Annotated in this window: 16 protein-coding genes; 7 read left to right on the top strand and 9 right to left on the bottom strand. The window is 56.3% G+C overall.

Annotated elements, in window-relative coordinates:
• Positions 1-47: 47 nt before the first annotated feature.
• From fnr to AM410_RS20485, 5 genes are all read right to left on the bottom strand, one after another.
• Positions 48-800 carry a fumarate/nitrate reduction transcriptional regulator Fnr gene (fnr, locus tag AM410_RS20510; RefSeq protein ID WP_014070017.1) on the bottom strand — a complete coding sequence of 251 codons (753 nt, stop codon included), beginning with the start codon at positions 798-800 and terminating at the stop codon, positions 48-50.
• 183 nt (positions 801-983) lie between these two features.
• Complete coding sequence (gene ogt, locus AM410_RS20505) at positions 984-1,499, bottom strand: methylated-DNA--[protein]-cysteine S-methyltransferase (RefSeq protein ID WP_020884306.1); 516 nt, start codon at positions 1,497-1,499, stop codon at positions 984-986.
• A 10-nt stretch (positions 1,500-1,509) separates the two neighbouring features.
• Positions 1,510-3,036 (bottom strand): p-aminobenzoyl-glutamate transporter, encoded by a 1,527-nt coding sequence (gene abgT / locus AM410_RS20500; RefSeq protein ID WP_032681150.1) that lies wholly within the window; start codon positions 3,034-3,036, stop codon positions 1,510-1,512.
• Between the two features lie 60 nt (positions 3,037-3,096).
• Complete coding sequence (locus AM410_RS20490; protein ID WP_108648391.1) at positions 3,097-4,542, bottom strand: M20 family metallopeptidase; 1,446 nt, start codon at positions 4,540-4,542, stop codon at positions 3,097-3,099.
• Entirely contained in the window at positions 4,542-5,852 is a 1,311-nt protein-coding gene (locus AM410_RS20485) for a M20 family metallo-hydrolase (RefSeq protein ID WP_104440213.1), read from the bottom strand. The genes AM410_RS20490 and AM410_RS20485 overlap by 1 nt, the downstream gene beginning before the upstream one ends.
• A 175-nt stretch (positions 5,853-6,027) precedes the next feature.
• Between AM410_RS20485 and AM410_RS20480 the strand changes: the two genes are divergently transcribed.
• Positions 6,028-6,939, top strand: a complete 912-nt coding sequence (locus AM410_RS20480) for a LysR family transcriptional regulator (RefSeq protein WP_014169834.1) — start codon at positions 6,028-6,030, stop codon at positions 6,937-6,939.
• Between the two features lie 355 nt (positions 6,940-7,294).
• Positions 7,295-7,858 (top strand): DNA endonuclease SmrA, encoded by a 564-nt coding sequence (smrA, locus tag AM410_RS20475; RefSeq protein WP_108648389.1) that lies wholly within the window; start codon positions 7,295-7,297, stop codon positions 7,856-7,858.
• A 37-nt stretch (positions 7,859-7,895) separates the two neighbouring features.
• Here smrA and tcp read toward each other — a convergent pair whose 3' ends face one another.
• A complete protein-coding gene (gene tcp / locus AM410_RS20470; RefSeq protein ID WP_108648387.1) occupies positions 7,896-9,557 on the bottom strand; it encodes a methyl-accepting chemotaxis citrate transducer in 1,662 nt (553 codons plus the stop codon).
• Positions 9,558-9,701: 144 nt separating this feature from the next.
• Between tcp and AM410_RS20465 the strand changes: the two genes are divergently transcribed.
• The 3 genes from AM410_RS20465 (at position 9,702) to umuC (ending at position 12,482) form a co-directional block, all read left to right on the top strand.
• Positions 9,702-10,568, top strand: a complete 867-nt coding sequence (locus AM410_RS20465; protein ID WP_068794557.1) for an aldo/keto reductase family oxidoreductase — start codon at positions 9,702-9,704, stop codon at positions 10,566-10,568.
• A gap of 233 nt (positions 10,569-10,801) precedes the next feature.
• Positions 10,802-11,236 carry a translesion error-prone DNA polymerase V autoproteolytic subunit gene (gene umuD / locus AM410_RS20460; protein WP_014169838.1) on the top strand — a complete coding sequence of 145 codons (435 nt, stop codon included), beginning with the start codon at positions 10,802-10,804 and terminating at the stop codon, positions 11,234-11,236.
• On the top strand, positions 11,220-12,482 hold the full coding sequence (umuC, locus tag AM410_RS20455) for a translesion error-prone DNA polymerase V subunit UmuC (RefSeq protein ID WP_108648385.1): 1,263 nt from the start codon (positions 11,220-11,222) through the stop codon (positions 12,480-12,482). The genes umuD and umuC overlap by 17 nt, the downstream gene beginning before the upstream one ends.
• Before the next feature lie 7 nt (positions 12,483-12,489).
• On the opposite strand, the gene AM410_RS20450 is transcribed toward umuC, so the two are convergent.
• Positions 12,490-13,371 (bottom strand): LysR family transcriptional regulator, encoded by an 882-nt coding sequence (locus tag AM410_RS20450; protein ID WP_108648383.1) that lies wholly within the window; start codon positions 13,369-13,371, stop codon positions 12,490-12,492.
• 97 nt (positions 13,372-13,468) lie between these two features.
• Between AM410_RS20450 and AM410_RS20445 the strand changes: the two genes are divergently transcribed.
• Positions 13,469-14,524, top strand: coding sequence for an SDR family oxidoreductase (locus AM410_RS20445; RefSeq protein WP_044868126.1), 1,056 nt, complete (start codon positions 13,469-13,471; stop codon positions 14,522-14,524).
• A 65-nt stretch (positions 14,525-14,589) separates the two neighbouring features.
• On the opposite strand, the gene AM410_RS20440 is transcribed toward AM410_RS20445, so the two are convergent.
• The gene (locus AM410_RS20440; protein ID WP_108648381.1) at positions 14,590-16,098 is read right to left on the bottom strand and encodes an aminotransferase-like domain-containing protein; all 1,509 of its coding nucleotides are present in this window, start codon (positions 16,096-16,098) and stop codon (positions 14,590-14,592) included.
• 36 nt (positions 16,099-16,134) lie between these two features.
• Between AM410_RS20440 and AM410_RS20435 the strand changes: the two genes are divergently transcribed.
• On the top strand, positions 16,135-16,902 hold the full coding sequence (locus tag AM410_RS20435; protein ID WP_025204325.1) for an arylamine N-acetyltransferase family protein: 768 nt from the start codon (positions 16,135-16,137) through the stop codon (positions 16,900-16,902).
• A gap of 120 nt (positions 16,903-17,022) precedes the next feature.
• On the opposite strand, the gene AM410_RS20430 is transcribed toward AM410_RS20435, so the two are convergent.
• On the bottom strand, positions 17,023-17,292 hold the full coding sequence (locus tag AM410_RS20430) for a hypothetical protein (protein WP_014169844.1): 270 nt from the start codon (positions 17,290-17,292) through the stop codon (positions 17,023-17,025).
• Positions 17,293-17,319 lie beyond the last annotated feature (27 nt).

Raw genomic sequence — 17,319 nt, 5'->3', positions numbered from 1 at the left:
AATAAATCATAAAAATTTATCGGCCTGGCATCAATCATGCGGGGGCGTTATGCCACGTTGCGGGAGTGACCGGCAAGAACGGCCAGAGCTTCACCGTTTTCGATGGTAATGTATTTACCCTTAACGGCCAGCATTCCGCTTTTCTGGAAACGACCCAGCAGACGGCTGATGGTTTCCACGGTCAGGCCCAGGTAGTTACCGATATCGCCACGCGTCATGGTCAGACGGAATTCACGCGGGGAGAAACCGCGCTCCGCGAAGCGGCGTGAGAGGTTATAGATAAACGCGGCCAGGCGTTCTTCTGCATTCTTTTTGGAAAGCAGCAGAATCATGTCCTGATCGCCTTTGATCTCACCGCTCATCAGACGCATCATCTGCTGACGCAGATTGGGCATTTTGCCTGAGAGATCGTCCAGCGTTTCAAACGGAATTTCGCAAACCATTGAGGTTTCCAGCGCCTGAGCAAAGCTCGGGTGATGGCCAGTACCGATGGCATCAAAGCCAACCAAGTCACCCGCCAGATGGAAGCCGGTGATCTGCTCATCACCCTGTTCAGTGATGGTGTAGCTTTTGATGGTGCCAGAACGGATAGCATAGAGCGATTTCAGTTCGTCTCCCGCTTTAAACAGCGTCTGCCCTTTCTGAATAGGCTTTTTGCGCTCGATGATATTATCAAGCTGATCGAGTTCATGCTCATTCAGGGTAAACGGGATACAGAGCTGGCTGATGCTGCAATCCTGGCAATGGATAGCACAACCGCCAGACTGAATGCGTCGTATAATTCGCTTTTCCGGGATCATAGGTTTGCTCAAGCCTTAATTGATATTGGTCAATTTTAACATCTTTTTGGTAAGTACGTAAGCCTGCCAAACCATCAATAAGGACAAGAGACGGCAACCTGTTGCCATCTTCTTGAAATTCCACAGCTTGATTATGGATTTTTAGCCTAACCGGAAGAAAATTAAGCACTAAAAGCCTGGAAACTAGAGCAGGAGATACCCCTCGTGACGCAGTAACCACTCCTTGCGCTGCACGCCACCGGCATAGCCGGTCAGGGTGCCGTTGCGGCCAATCACGCGGTGGCAGGGGACCACAATACTGACGGGGTTAGCGCCATTTGCCGCGCCGACCGCGCGGGCCGCGCCGGCACGGCCGAGTTGCCCGGCGAGCTGGCCGTAATGCATGACCTGTCCGCACGGAATACTGCGCAGCGCCTGCCAGACTTCGCGCTGGAAAGGTGTGCCTGCCGTGGCGGTCGGCAGGGTGTCAATGATGCTGAGATCGCCCTCGAAGTACGCCGTCAGTTTGTCGCTCAGGCCGCCGGGGTTGGTGGCGCTGATACGTTCATAACCCTGCGCGCGATAGTGCACGTTGAGCAACGTGTCCATCCTGTCGCTGTGTTCTTCCCACTCAACGGCGCGCAGACAAAACTGCTCGTCTGCAATCACCCACAGTGGACCAAGCGGCGTGGCAATTTTATCTTCGAGTAATCTCAGCATCGTTAATCCTTTAGTGCAGCCTTGGGTAAATCCCCGGCCCAATCGGCAGACCGACAAGATACCATGCCACCAGCATCACCAGCCATACCCCTAAAAAGATAAGCGGATAGGGTAAAACCAGCGAATAGTAGGTACCCAGTTTTGCCTCTGGTTTATAGCGCTGCAGGAAGCCCAAAAACAGCGGAACAAACGGTGAGACCGGTGCCAGGGGGATGACGGAGGAGTCTGCGATACGGAACAGGATCTGGGCAAACGCCGGGTGGAACCCCAGCATCATAAACATCGGCACAAAGATGGGGGCCAGAATCGACCAGATTGCCGAGCCGCTGGCGATAAACATACACAGCAGTGACGACAGCAGCGCAAGGCCGACAAATGCCGGGACGCCGCTTAACCCCGCCGCTTCCAGCGCATCGGTCAGCCCCACGGCCATAAATTTGCCCATGTTGCTCCAGTTAAACATCGCCACGAACTGCGCCAGCGGGAACACCATCACAATAAAGCCCGCCATCTCTTTCATGGGTTCGATCATCAGCTGCGGCAGATCGCCCTGACGGCGAATTTTGCCGGTGGCGATCCCATAGGCGAGCGAAACGACAAAGAAAAACAGAATAATCAGCGGCACAATGCCCTGAATAAACGGCGAGGGGAGAACGGTATGTTTAACCGGATCGCGCAGGATGCCGTTTTCCGGTACCACCATCAGCGCGACCGCGGCAATAAACGCCAGCGAGACCACGCCTGCCACGCGCAGGCCAACGCGTTGCTCTTTACTCAGCGTCTCCAGCTTCTCATCGCTTCGGCCTTCCCATTTCCCTAAACGCGGCTCAATGAGTTTATCGGTAATCAGTCCGCCCACCAGGGTCAGCAGGACCACCGAGCTGGCCATAAAGTACCAGTTGTCGATGACGCTGACGTGCATCGCGGTGTCGATGGTTTTAGCCGCCTCCGTGCTGATGCCTGAGAGCAGGACATCGGTGGTCACGATCAGCAGGTTGGCGGTAAAGCCGCAGCCTACGCCCGCAATCGCCGACAGCAGACCCGCCACGGGATGGCGTCCGACGGCGAGGAAAATCAGAGCGCCCATGGGCGGCATGATCACCAGCGCGGCATCCGAGGAGATGTGGCTAAAGAAGGCGATAAACAGCACCATGTAGCTGGCGTAACGTGCGCTGACGTGGGAGGCCATTTTCACCATCAGCGCCGGTAACAGTCCGACACGCTCGGCAAGCCCGGCGCCCAGTACCAGCGCCAGAATGGCTCCCAGCGGGGCGAAGCCGCTGAAGTTTTTAACCACATTCGGTAAGAACCAGTGCAACCCTTCGACACTCAACAGGTTCTTGACCGCCACCAGACTGCCATCGGCCGGACTGCGCACGCTGACATCAAAGGCGGACAGCACCGCTGTCGCCACCATCAAAACCACGATCAACCAGATAAAAAGCAGGAAAGGGTGCGGCACTTTATTGCCGATCCTTTCAACCCAGCCATAGAGCTTACCGGATGGGGAATGCGAAGGTATGGAAGACATACTCATGGGCGTTCCTCGGGACTGTTGTTGTGTTGTTGTGTTGTTGTGTTGTTGTGTTGTGTTTTATTATTTTAAAGGTGACGGTGTCACGCCTGACGGAATCGGACACACGTACGGTTTTTCGGTGATTTGTTGTTCGAACTCTTCCCGGCATTGTTGCAGCAGCGTTGCATCCTGGAGCAGATTTAGCGCGGTTGCGCCCATCACTTTTCCGGCCAGCAGCATGCCCTTATGAGCAATGGAGGTTCGCCCCTGAGCCACGAGTTGCCAGGTATGCAAAGGCGTTCCGATGGTAAAGCAGGGGCTGAAACACTGTGCCACCGGCATTTTCCAGCTGACATCGCCCACATCGGTTGACCCGGCCAGTACGTTATCGGTAATGGCGTAAGGTGCGACCTCATCTGTCAGTAACATCTCCTGCTGACGGCGCGCAAAAGCGTTACCGGCTTCTCCCCCCGTCGCGGCAATGTTCTTCAGGCTGTTTTGCAGGTCATTTGGCGTTAGCGTGGCACGAATATCCTGCGCAAACTGGCGCTCCTCTTCCGTCCACTCCGGCGTGCCGTAATGCTGCAGGGCGCGATACATCGCCGCTTCGAGCGTGCGGTTGGGCAGGTAGCTGGAGCAGGCTTTATCAAAGCGACACGCAACGGTGGTTTCGGTCATCATTGCCGCGCCCTGAGCGATTTTCTCGATACGTTCGTAGATCTGCTGCGCATCGGCCATTTCCGGCGCGCGGATCAGATACAGCACTTCAGCCTGCGCCTGCACCACGTTGGGTGAGATTCCACCGGTATCGGTGATAGCGTAATGAACGCGCGCTTTCTCAATGATGTGTTCGTTGAGGAAATTGGTGCCGGTGGTCATCAGCGTTACGGCATCCAGCGCGCTACGCCCCAGATGTGGCGAGTTAGCAGCATGCGCCGCCACGCCGTGAAACCGCCAGGCGGCCTGAATATTGGCCAGCGTGCTGACGTTAAACATGCCGGCAAATGCTTCAGGGTGCCAGGTGACGGCGGCATCAACGTCATCAAACAAACCTTCGCGCACCATAAAGGTTTTCCCTGAACCACCTTCTTCACCAGGACAGCCGTAGAAACGCACGGTGCCGCTCCCCCCGTGCTGCTCCAGCCAGCTTTTCACCGCAATGGCACCCGCCAGCGCTGCCGTTCCCAGCAAATTGTGGCCACAGCCGTGGCCGTTGGCACCCGGCGTGGCGGGCTGTGCCGTCGCGCAGTGTGCCTGCTGGCTCAATCCGGCCAGAGCATCATATTCCCCCAGCAGGGCGATAACGGGTTTACCACTGCCGAAGCTGGCGATAAAGGCATTCGGAATCCCGCCGGCTTCACGGGTCAGATTGAAACCTTCCGCTTCCAGCGCGCCGGCAATCCGTTCCGCGGACCAGAACTCTTCAAAACGCGTTTCAGGGTGATCCCAGATGTCGTCGGCAATGTCGGTTAACAGCTGACATCGCGTGTCGATGGCATCGGCAATAAAAGCGTAGTTCTCCTGCATTACACACCTCGCGTCCACGGGAAATTAAGCGCAGTGCGCGCCAGCGTTTCGATAGCGAGGTTCATGACCTGCTCATCAAAATCAAATTTTTCATTGTGATGACCTGCGCTTAACTCGGTACCGAACACCATATACGACGCCATTCCGCCGTTCTGTTGCACGCGGGCCATCATCAGCGTCGCGTCTTCGGAACCTGCGGGGGCGTTGACTCTGTCAATGGCCTGCACCACGCCGGTCACCTGGCTTGCCTGCTGGCGCAGATAATCTACCCAGGCCGGTGTAGGGGCACTGGCGGTGGCGGCGCCCATCAGACGCATCTCGACGCTCACGCCGTAGAGTGCCGCCGCACCGGTAATCACGGCCTGCGCGCGTTCAAAGACGTACTGGTTAATGGCTTCGCTTACGCCGCGGGTTTCAACCTTGAGCAGGGCGTTAGCCGGCACGACGTTGCGTCCGCTGCCGGCCTGCATCACGCCGACATTCACCCGCGATGCACCTTCGCTGTGTGGGGCAATGCTGTGAAGCGCGATAGCGGCCTGAGCTGCGGCGAGCAGGGCATTCCGGCCGTCCTCCGGTTTACCGCCGGCGTGTGCGGCAACCCCGGTAAAATGCACATCGAACTTGGTGGTGGCCATAAAATTATCGCTGCCGCAGATCACCACACCGGCGGGCACACCGGTGCCAATGTGAATCGCGGTGAAGTAGTCCACGTCGTCGAGCGCCCCGGCGGCCACCATGGCGCGAGCGCCTCGGGTGCCTTCCTCGGCAGGCTGGAAGATCAGTTTGATGGTGCCATTGAGTTGCGATTCATTCTGCTTAAGCACGTGCGCCAGCCCCAGACCAATGGTGGTGTGGCCATCGTGGCCGCAGGCGTGCATCATCCCCGGGTTGCAGGAGGCAAACCCGTCGCGGAACGGGCGATGGCTGTCATTGAGTGCTTCGCTTAAATCCAGCGCGTCCATATCCACGCGAAACGCCAGCGTCGGTCCTGGGCGGCCGGTATTCAGGGTCGCCACAATGCCGGTAAATCCCCCTTCAAACGGGGCCAGCCATTTCTCTGGTGCGCCTTGCGCCCGGGCGCGGGCAAACTCTCGCGCCAGCGTGGCGTCATCGGGTAATCCCATACGGCTTTCGGCGTCTACCACGTCGCGGCCCATCGCCAGCGAATAACCCAGCTGGTCTAAGATTTCCGCGACTTTCGCCGCCGTGCGAAATTCGAGCCATCCGGACTCCGCGAAATGGTGAAAATCGCGACGCCATGCGCTCAGTTGTGGGGCTAATGTCTGGATGTACTGCGCCAGTGATTCCATATCTGTTCCTGTCATCATTAAAATATGTGAACTGCTTCACGCTGTGATAGTTTTTACTTATCACTAACCGTTTTTTCACAGTTTTAACCGTTCAGGAATTACCCTCGCACATCCATTTCCATTAAAGTAGATGACAGTTTCTTTACTCTGATAAACAACGGTTATCGGTCGGGCTATGTCATTTCAGATTAAATTTCATCAAATCCGGGCGTTTGTTGAAGTCGCGCGTCAGGGCAGTATCCGCGGTGCCAGCAGGACGCTTAATCTTTCGCAACCGGCGCTGACCAAATCGATCAAAGAGCTGGAAGAGGGGATGGCGGCGCAGCTGTTTGTGCGCAGGAGTAAAGGCGTCGCATTGACCGAATGTGGGGAAGGGTTTTACTCGCGCGCCAGGCTGATTCTGGAAGAGTTACGCGCGGCGCAGGATGATATCCGCCAGCGCCAGGGGGAACTGGCCGGGCAGATTAATATTGGAATGGGAGCCAGTATTTCACGAAGCCTTATGCCCGCGGTGATCACCCGCTTTCATGCACAACATCCGCAGGTAAAAGTCCGGATTATGGAAGGGCAACTGGTGTCGATGATCAATGAATTACGCCAGGGCGAGCTGGATTTCACCATCAACACCTATTATCAGGGGCCGTACGATCATGAGTTTACGTTTGAAAAATTGTTTGAAAAGCCTTTCGCCGTATTTTGTCGGGAAGGGCATCCGGCGACGGGCGCGACATCCATTACCGAATTGCTGAATTATAACTGGACAATGCCGACGCCACGCGGGAGTTATTATAAGCAATTAGAAGATGTTTTTACTCATCGCTCGCAAATACCGCGCATTGACGTTGTTTGCGAAACGTTTTCTTCCTGCATTAGCCTTGTTGCACAAAGTGATTTTTTAAGTATCCTGCCAAAGGAACTGGGCTGTGACCCGCTGCTGGCGCACCGTCTGGTTATGCTGCCCGTTGTCGAATCGCTACCTAAAGCGGCCTATTATTTAATTCAGCGTCGTGATTCTCGTCAGACACCCCTGACCGAATCGTTAATTACGCAATTCAGAAGAGAGGCGCGGAAAATAGTATCGGAGTGAAGTGGGGAGTAAAATAAAAAAACAGAGCCTGTCCGACATCAGACAGACCCTACAACACACAGCAGTGCTTCCCTTCGCAGATCCTGAATGTTATATCCGTGAAGCAGGTTTATTTAATTATAACAGCCAACCCTCAAAAAGATATGTTTTAGCATCATTGATTCCACATTTTTTTAACCTAAACTTTCTGTTTTATGTGTGCTGAAATTTAAGTTAAGTCGCGTTTAACTTTTGCGAAGAAATAATTTTTATATTCATCAGGTTAATATTTATGCCCTCATCCTGGGGTAGCGGTTATTGAGGCCCATGCCTGGCGCAGGTATAGTACAGGCTCAGATGTAGCGGGAGGATGTCCATGAACCCTGACGACAAATCACTTTTTCTTGACGCCATGGAGGGTATCCAGCCCCTGAAGCGCTGCACGGATATTCACTGGCAGCCGAGCCGCAACACGCGAACGCGTCAGGAGATTGATACCGAGCAACTGGATAACTTCCTGACCCTGGGCTTCCTGGAACTTCTGCCCCTGGAGGAGCCGCTGGCGTTCAGACGGGAAGGGGTGCAACAGGGCGTTATTGATAAGCTCCGCTCGGGTAAATATTCCCGCCAGGCCAGCTTAAATCTGTTACGCCAGCCCGCCGAGCGTTGCCGGCAGATGCTGTTTTCCTTTATCCGCCAGGCTGGACACGATGGATTACGTAACCTGGTGATCATTCATGGAAAAGGGCGGGAGCAGAACGCCCATCCCAACGTGGTACGCAGCTATCTGGCGCGCTGGTTAACCGAGTTCGAGGAAGTGCAGGCCTTTTGCGTGGCGCTGCCGCATCACGGCGGCAGCGGAGCATGCTATGTTTCGCTACGAAAGTCTGACGAAGCGAAACAGGAGAACTGGGAACGGCACGCTAAGCGCAGCCGTTAAGCGCTTCTGGCGGGCGAGACGTTCGCCCGCCTGTCACTCAGAAGGTTTCCCAGTTGCTGTCGGTGGCGGTGTTGGCCGTTGCCGGGCGTAACAGCTGTGGGGTTTTCACCGTGGCCGGGCGGGGCGCGGTGGCTTTTTCCTTTCCGTTCAGGCGAAATGCTGCCACAGCCTGGCGCAGTTGTTCCGACTGATCTTCCAGGGCCGCCGCCGCCGTGGCGGATTGCTGTACCAGCGCGGCGTTTTGCTGTGTGACGCTGTCCATCTGCGAAACGGCCAGGCTCACCTGTTCAATGCCGCGGCTCTGTTCATCGGACGCCGACGAAATCTCGCCCATGATATCGGTCACGCGGGTCACGGCGGCGACAATCTCCTTCATGGTTGCGCCCGCTTCGCTGACCTGCTCTGAACCGGTATTCACCCGGCTGACGGAGTTCTCAATCAGCCCTTTGATCTCTTTCGCCGCCTGCGCACTGCGGCTGGCCAGCGTGCGGACTTCACCTGCGACGACCGCAAAGCCACGACCTTGCTCCCCGGCACGCGCGGCTTCCACCGCCGCGTTAAGCGCCAGAATGTTTGTCTGGAAGGCAATGCTGTCAATCACGCCGGTAATGTGCGCAATTTGCTGCGAGCTGTCGGCGATTTCGGTCATGGTACGGACAACGTTATCCACCACGTGACCGCCACGGGCCGCCGTTTCTGAAGCGTTCTTCGCCAGTAGCGTAGCCTGACGGGCGTTGTCGGAGTTCTGTTTAACCGTTGCGGTCAGCTCTTCCATGCTGGCAGCCGTCTCCTCCAGCGAAGCCGCCTGTTGCTCGGTGCGGGCAGACAGATCGTTGCTTCCGGCGGCAATTTCACCTGCGCCTGTGTAAATGGAGTCGGTGCTACCACGCACGGCGCTGACGGTGGTCACCAGCGACTGCTGCATCTCATGCAGACCCGCCGCCAGCTGGCCCATCTCATTGCGGCCAGACAGGGCGATATCCTGCGTCAGATCGCCGCCCGAAATGGCGCGAATATGGTTCATAATCATGTGGAGCGGTTTTAACAGCAGGTGTTGTAAACCCTGCCAGATCACCACCAGTACCGCGATAACGGCCAGGAAGATCGCTGCCAGCGTCCATTGCATCTGGGTAAAGCTGCTCTGGTTCTCTTCGGTTGCGGCTTTCAGCAGGGTGTTGTTTTCGGCGCGCCAGCGGTTATAAACCCCTTCCATATCGTCCTGGGCCTGTTGGGCATCCAGATCGCCATAGGCCTGGTAGTTGTCGGCACGCAGATACGCAATGGAAAGACGCATCACTTCATGCATCTGGCTCCATGATTTCTGCATTTCGTCGGTTAATGCCGCGTTCTGGCCGTTAACCTGCGGCATTTTCTGCCACTCTTTGTTATAGGCTTCAGCTTTAGCCAGAGAATCAGCCGCGGTGCCAAGCAGTTTGTTGATCGCCGCAAGGGACGCCGGGTCGCGCTGGTTTTTCAGGTAGCGGATCGCCACGCGGGTGACGGTGACGCGCGTTTTGATCAGCGTGTTCACGCTGTCGCTCAGGCTCTCCTGCTGGGCATTGAGCACCCCGGAGTTCTGGAAGTTATGGCGGTCGTTGCTGACGGCAGAGTAGAACAACCCTCCCGTGACAACTTGCAACAGACAGAATATGGTGAGAGCAAAGATAATACCGGTAATCACGTGCAGATTTTTCAGCATAGCGGTCGTCCGTTAGAGAAGATGCAGGGTTACACAAATACTATCGTCGTAGAGAAATTAAACTTTAATTTAACTCGCGCTTAACTACGGGGTCTGTTAAGGAACTCGTTGTAAATCCGGATCATTTTTATGAGGAAGGTCGACATGAGCAGCATTGATAAAAGCGGGACGTACGCACTGGGGTCGCGGACGGTTAAACGGCTTGGCTATGGCGCGATGCAGCTTGCCGGGCCAGGCGTGTTTGGTCCTCCAAAGGACAAAAATGCCGCGCTGGATGTGCTCCGCGAAGCGGTGGCTGCTGGGGTGAATCACATTGATACCAGCGATTTTTACGGGCCGCATATCACCAACCAGCTGATCCGCGAGGCGCTTCATCCGTACCGCGACGATCTGACGCTCGTCACCAAGATCGGTGCCCGTCGCGGCAGTGATGCCTCCTGGCTGCCGGCCTTCTCCGCGCAGGAACTGACGCAGGCGGTACATGACAACCTGCGTAATCTGCAGCTGGATGTGCTGGACGTGGTTAATCTGCGCATCATGTTCAGCGCACACGGGCCAGCAGAAGGCTCAATTGCTGAACCTCTCGCCACGCTGGCCGAGTTACAACAGCAAGGTTTGGTGCGCCATATTGGCCTGAGCAACGTCACGGCCACCCAGGTTGCGGAAGCGCAGAAGATGGTGCAGGTGGTGTGTGTGCAGAACATGTACAACATCGTGAACCGTGGCGATGATGTGCTGGTGGATTCGCTGGCGCAGCAGGGGATTGCGTATGTGCCGTTCTTCCCGCTGGGCGGTTTTACACCCCTGCAATCATCCGGGCTGCAGGCGGTCGCTGATTCGCTGGGCGTAACGGCAATGCAGGTCGCGCTGGCGTGGTTGCTGCAACGTTCGCCGAACATCCTGCTGATCCCCGGCACCTCCTCCGTGGCGCATCTGCGACAAAATCTTGCGGCGGCGGAGCTGGTGCTCCCGGCTGACGCGCTGGAAACGCTCGATTCGCTGGCGGATTAAGCCAGACAGGCATAAGCCCAAAGCAGTGCTTTGGGCTTTTTTGTCCCTCTTGAAACCTGGATGTCGCTGCCGCAGGCGTTATCTGGCTATTCTTTCGCCGATGCGCAGGATACGGCTGAATTAAATCCGCACACACTTCAATGCGTTTGGGGTGACCCCCGTAAAGGACCTTGATCCTTGTCCATAATCCGTAATACTGTATTTATATACAGTATCTGGCGAGAAAGGCATTTATGGACACTCTCTTTTCTTATTATCCAAAGCAACCTCTTGAATTACCGTTATTTGTAGAACGCGTAGCGTGTGGTTTTCCAAGCCCGGCACAGGATTATGTGGAGGATCGTCTCGATCTTAACCGCCTGGCCGTCAGGCATCCCAGCGCGACCTACTTTGTGAAGGTAAGCGGAGACTCGATGATCGGCGTTGGGATCGGCGATGGCGATCTGCTGGTCGTCGATCGTTCGTTAAACGCCGTGCACGGGGATATTGTGGTGGCATCCGTCGCGGGTGAGTTTACGGTCAAAGAGTTGCAGACCCGTCCGATCCTGAGGTTAGTGCCGCATAACGTTCGCTATCAGCCGATCACGTTTCAGTCCGAAGAGGAACTGCAGATCTTCGGTGTTGTCACCCACACACTCAAAACGCATAAACATGTTCGCGCTGGTTGATGTGAACAGCTTTTATGCCTCCTGCGAGACGGTGTTTCGGCCCGATCTGCGGGGTAAACCCGTGGTGGTGGTCTCCAATAACGACGGCTGCATTATTTCGCTGTCGCGGGAGGCAAAGCAGTTCGATATAAAAATGGGCGAGCCGTATTTCAAATTCAAAGAGAAGCGCTTTCCCGCGCGGGTTTACGTCTTCAGCTCGAACTATGCGCTTTATGCCGATCTCAGCAGCCGGGTGATGCAGACGCTGACCGACTTCGCCCCGGCCATAGAGATTTACTCCATTGATGAGGCGTTTGTGAACGTTGCTGGCATCAGCAACTGCATGGCGCTGGAGGCATTTGGTCATCATATGCGCACGCAGGTGTTTAAAAATACGGGATTAACCGTTGGCGTAGGCATTGCCCCCACGAAAACGCTGGCGAAGCTGGCCAACTATGCGGCAAAGCGGTGGAGCAGCACGGGAGGCGTAGTGGATTTATCGGATCGCGAGCGGCAGCGTAAACTGCTGGCGCGCGTACCGGTAGAGGAGGTGTGGGGCGTCGGGCGGCGCATTACCAAAAAACTTAATGCGATGGGCGTCACCACGGCGCTGGATCTGGCACAAGCTTCCTCGTGGGTCATCCGCAAACATTTTAATGTTGTCCTGGAGCGCACGGCGCGCGAGCTGCGCGGCGAGCCCTGTCTTGATCTGGAAGAGTTTACGCCCACGAAGCAGCAGATTATCTGTAGCCGCTCGTTTGGACATCGTATTACGCAATACGAGGAGATGCACCAGGCCATTTGCGCCTACGCTGAACGGGCTGCGGAAAAGCTGCGCAGCGAGCATCAATATTGTCGCTTTATCAGCGTGTTTTTGCGTACCAGCCCGCATGCGGACAACGAGGTTTATTACGGCAATCAGGCGTCTGTCACCCTGATGACGCCCACCAATGACTCGCGCGATATCATCCGTGCCGCCACCGATGCGCTGGGGCGCATATGGCTTGACGGCTATCGCTACATGAAAGCGGGGGTGATGCTGGCGGACTTTTTCAGTAGCGGCGTCGCCCAGCTGAATTTATTTGACGATAACCGTTTGCGCGCCAACAGCGCGGCGCTGATGGAGCTGATCGACAGCGTGAATCATTCCGGGAAAGGGAAGATATGGTTTGCCGGGCAGGGGATTGAGAAATCCTGGGCGATGAAGCGCGAGATGTTGTCACCGGCTTATACGACGCGGTACGCGGATTTGCCGGTAGCGAAGTAGGCGCCGGTTATTTGGCAAGCGACGGCAGGATTTGTTCGATCACCTGTATCACGCTTCTGACGCGTTGTGGGATAAAGCGGGCGTCGGGGTAGACGGCATAGAGATACCGGTCAGGTAACCGCCAGGCCGGTAATACCGGCACCAGCGTGCCGGCTTGCAACGCCTTTGCCGCAAGCGGCAACTGCATACCGCCAATCCCGATGCCTGACTCCAGCGCCTGTAACAGGACGTCACTGGTGTTGGCACGAAAAACGGTATGCACTTTCACGTCAATTGTTTCCTCACCGGCGATCAACCGTAGAGGCGCATCCCGCGGAATGCCGCTAAATCGCACATGGGGATGTGCCGCCAGTTCGCTGACGGAGTGTACCGCCTGAAAGCCGGGAGCAGCGAACAGCGCGGTTTCAATCCGCATCAGAAGACGTGCCGCATGCGATTGCGGAGGCTCAGCGCTAAGGCGTAGCGCGACATCCACCCCTTCGCTCACCAGGTCGGCGATGCGGTCATCCAGGGACAACGTCAGGTGCAACGCCGGATGCAGGCGCTGAAGCGCCAGCAGAGGGGGCAAAACGATCTGCCCCAGACCGCTTGGCAACTGAACATGGACGCTGCCCTGAAACTGATGATCGGCAGGATTCAACCGTCTCTCCGCTTCCTGCATGGCATCCAGCAAAAGCTGCATATCACGGCGATAACGTTCACCCTGCTCGGTGAGCTTCATCATTCGCGTTGTCCGATGCAGTAATACCACCCCGAGCTCCTGTTCCAGGGCGGCAATCTGCTGGCTGACGGCAGACTGCTTCATTCCGCTCTGGCGAGCGGCTGCCGAAAAGGAACCCGCTTCTGCGACGCGCAGAAAGGTGGAAATGGCGTTGAGCTTATTGTTCATTTAATGTTTTTTCTTATAAGTGCCATCGAATTCAGGGGATATGTAGGGAAAAAATAATATATCACACTGTGTCTGTCACCCTAACTGGAGAAACACCGTGAATAAGATGCAGCCACAAAACGTCGCGCTGGTCGCTGGCGCCAGCGGGATCGTAGGCAGACAGCTCGTCAAAACGCTTCTGGACAACAAATGGCAGGTGATTGGCCTGAGCCGCCATGCCTTATCCCATCCTGATGCTATTTCGCTGATCAACGTTGATTTACTGGATGCGGAGGATAGCGCCAGGGCTTTGCAAGCCGCTGGCGAGATCACTCATATTTTTTACAGCGCCTGGATGAATGCCGGGAGCTGGACGGAAATGGTTGAACCGAACGTCACGATGTTGCGCAACCTGGTCAGCAATATTGAAAAAACGGCACCTTTGCAGACGGTAAGCCTGATGCAGGGATACAAAGTGTATGGCGCGCACCTGGGACCGTTCAAAACCCCGGCACGCGAAAGCGATCCGGGCGTACCCGGGGCAGAATTTAACGCCGCTCAGCTCGCGTGGCTCCGTGATTTTCAGCGGGGAAAACGCTGGCACTGGAATGCCATCAGGCCAGGCGTGGTGGGCAGTTCGGTGCCAGGCAATACCATGAACCTTGCACTGAGCATCGCACTGTATGCGTCCCTGTGTAAGGCTCTGGGTTTACCTCTGCGTTTTCCCGGTTCGGAACAGACCTGGCACAGCATTGTTGATCATACTGACGCCGGATTGCTGGCGGAGGCAACGCTGTGGGCAGCCACATCACGTAGGGCTAACAACCAGGCTTTCAACGTGAATAATGGGGACATCTGGCGCTGGAGCGAGCTGTGGCCGCGCATCGCACGCTGGTTTGAACTGGACTCTGCGCCGCCGGTCAGATTGTCATTCCATCAGCTGTTTAAGGACTATCGTGCGTTATGGCGCGACATTGCCGGGGATCGCTTGGTGGAGGCGGATATTTTGCAGCTAAACGACGGGCATTTTGCCGATTTTGTCTTTAGCTGGAATTACGACATGTTTGGCGACGGCAGTAAGCTCCGCCGGTCAGGGTTCACGCGAATGCAGGCAACCGATGAAATGTTTTTCAGCCTGTTCTCGCAGCTAAGAGCGGCACGTATTATTCCGTGAAAAAAGGGAGTGCGTTTCTGACGGCAGTAAAAAACGCGAACCCGGAAGCAGGGAGTAAAGAGCGCTCAATGTTCACTTTCTGGAATAAGGCCAGAGGAGCTGGCCAGTTCATGACAAAGCGCGCCAATCCGATCCACCGCATTCAACAGGAGGGGCGTGGGTTCGTTGGCACAATTTAATCGCAGGAAATTCGTTAAGTGTGCGCGGGGGGAAAACAGCGGCCCGGGGCTAACGCCGATGTTCAGTGTCAGCGCGCGGCGGTGCACCTCCAGTGCATTCACCTGGTGTGGAAGTTCAACCCACAACAGGAAACCGGCAGCCGGCACGTTAACGCGCGTGCCGGGAGGGAAGCTTGCCTTGACGCGCGCAATGACGGCACCAATCCCCTCCGCGATGCGCCGCTTTAGCCGCCGCAGATGACGATCGTAGTCGCCACTGGCCAGGATTTCGCTCGTTGCGGCTTCAAACAGCGGCGCGCCTGCCCAGTCTCCGGCCATACGCGCCTGCAGGACCTGGGCGTGGTAACGTCCGGCCACAATCCAGCCGATGCGCCATCCGGGCGCAAGCGTTTTAGACAATGAACTGCAGTAAATGACATTCCCGCTCTGGTCGAACGCTTTACAGGCCGGAGGACGTTGCCCTTCGCCGACCAGATCGCCATAAACATCGTCCTCAATTAACGGGATGCCTGCATCTTCCAGCAGGGCAACAAGTTCCTGCTTGCGGGTGACGGACATACTGGCGCCCAGCGGATTTTGCACGGTGGGCGAGGCCAGAACGGCCGCTGGATGATGGCACCGAATAGCATCGGCGAGCGGCGCCAGCAACAACCCTTCTTGAGGATCGGTTGGGATCTCCAGCGCCTTCAGGCCCAAATCTTCCAGCAACAACAGCGTACCGAAATAGGCGGGTTGTTCTATCGCCACCACGTCGCCAGGCTGGCACACAGCCCGCAACGCCAGACGCAGCGCCTGTGTCGCGCCAGCGGTGATGATGAGATCCTCTGCACCAAAACGGCCACCCCATTGCGCTGCCCGGGCGGCAATCTTACTGCGCAAATCAACCCGTCCCGGAGGCAGACTATAGCTTTGCCCACGCGCTTCCAGACGTCGACCTGCAGACTGCAGCGCACGTTGCAGGGTATCGCCTGGCAGCCACGCGGGGTCGGGCAAGGCAGCCCCCAGCGGTACCAGTCGGGCTTCTGCACTACTGAATAACGATCGGGCGACGGCTGACATTGTCACAGGCACGGGGCCGGGCAGGGAACGGGTGGGCTGCACGCATCGGGACGGGCGGGTCTGACGGACGTAGTAGCCCGAACGCGGACGCGCAACGATCAGGCCTTCGGCCTCAAGGCAGCGGAGTGCTTCCAGTGCCGTCGGGAGACTGACCTGTTCGCGCTCGGCCAGTTTACGTGCAGAGATCATCCGGTCGCCGATTTGCAACGCGCCTGAAGCCAGCGTAAGACGCAGCATCTCAGCAATCCGACGGTAATGGGGGGACGGGGCGGCCATGGGGATCTGTGCAGTCAAATTTTCGATAAAACTGACTATACAGCCAATGAAGTGCCCCATCTATAGTGTCCGGCATGTTCCAGACAAGGAGGCTCTATGCACAGCGACAATTTCGATATTTCTGCCTATTTCAGGCGCATAAACTATACCGGTCCGGCGGCTGCCGATACTGCTACCCTGCATGCGCTTATGCGCCATCAGCTCTTTTCGATACCCTTTGAAAATGGGGATGTACAGGCGGGTAAAGTCGTCTCGCTGGTCCCCGAAGACATTGCCGATAAGCTGTTGAGGCAGAAGCGCGGCGGCTACTGCTATGAGGTGAATGGGCTATTTGCGATGGCGCTGGAGGCATTGGGCATTCGCTGGCGTTTTGTCGCGGCGCGCCCGATGTTCTACCCGGTGCGTCGGCCTAAAACCCATATGGCACTCATTGCTGAGATTGACGGTCGTCAGTGGCTTTGTGACCTCGGTTTCGGTAGCTACGGCATCCGTGCGCCGATGGCGTTAGACATGCTTGATACGGATATCCGGCAGGATTTCGACACGTTCCGGCTGACCCGTAACGCTGAGGGTGAGTATCTGCTTCAGGCACGGGTGGAGGGTAAATGGGCCAGTCAGTACGGCTTTGACCTCTCTCCTCAGGAGTGGATTGATTTCGTGCCTGCCAACTACCTTAACTCCACGCACCCGGACGCCATTTTTGTGCAGAAGCTGCTCGTCGTACAGCATCGCCCTGAAGGACGCCAGATTTTGCTGGGTAACGTGCTGAAAACGATCACCGCGCAGGGCGTGGAAACGCAGCAGCTGGCAGAAGATGACATTGCCTCTGTACTGAAAAATTGTTTTGCGCTGACGGTTGAGTGATCCGCAGGGGGACGCTGGACTGTATCGAGTCTGCGCATGCGTCCCCGGCTTATCATCGACAATGCGGACTGTTAAATACAGAGGCTACCTGAGACGTCTTCAGGGCAGAAACCGTATCCGCTACGTAAAAAGCGTCGTAATAATCAACCCTATAATATACAGGGAAAGGATGCCCTGGATGCTACTTAAAGCCCACCGCAAGTAGCGCCACTGGTAGCGTTCTCTGGCATTGGCCTCGGCAATGGGGCCGGTAGCGTCAGGGGCTTCTTTTCTGAAGCGCTGCAGGGTTTGATGACACCACCACACCAGCAGTAATACCAGCACGGTTTTCGTGAGCAGTGAGCCATAAGCATTGAAAAAAACGTCCCAGTAGCAACGGAGTGTATCCATATCCTTTTACCTGTAACTGTGAGGCCC

The organism is Enterobacter cloacae complex sp. FDA-CDC-AR_0164, assembly GCF_003071645.1.
Lineage (GTDB): Bacteria > Pseudomonadota > Gammaproteobacteria > Enterobacterales > Enterobacteriaceae > Enterobacter > Enterobacter ludwigii.
This window is presented reverse-complemented; position numbering and strand designations above follow the sequence as displayed.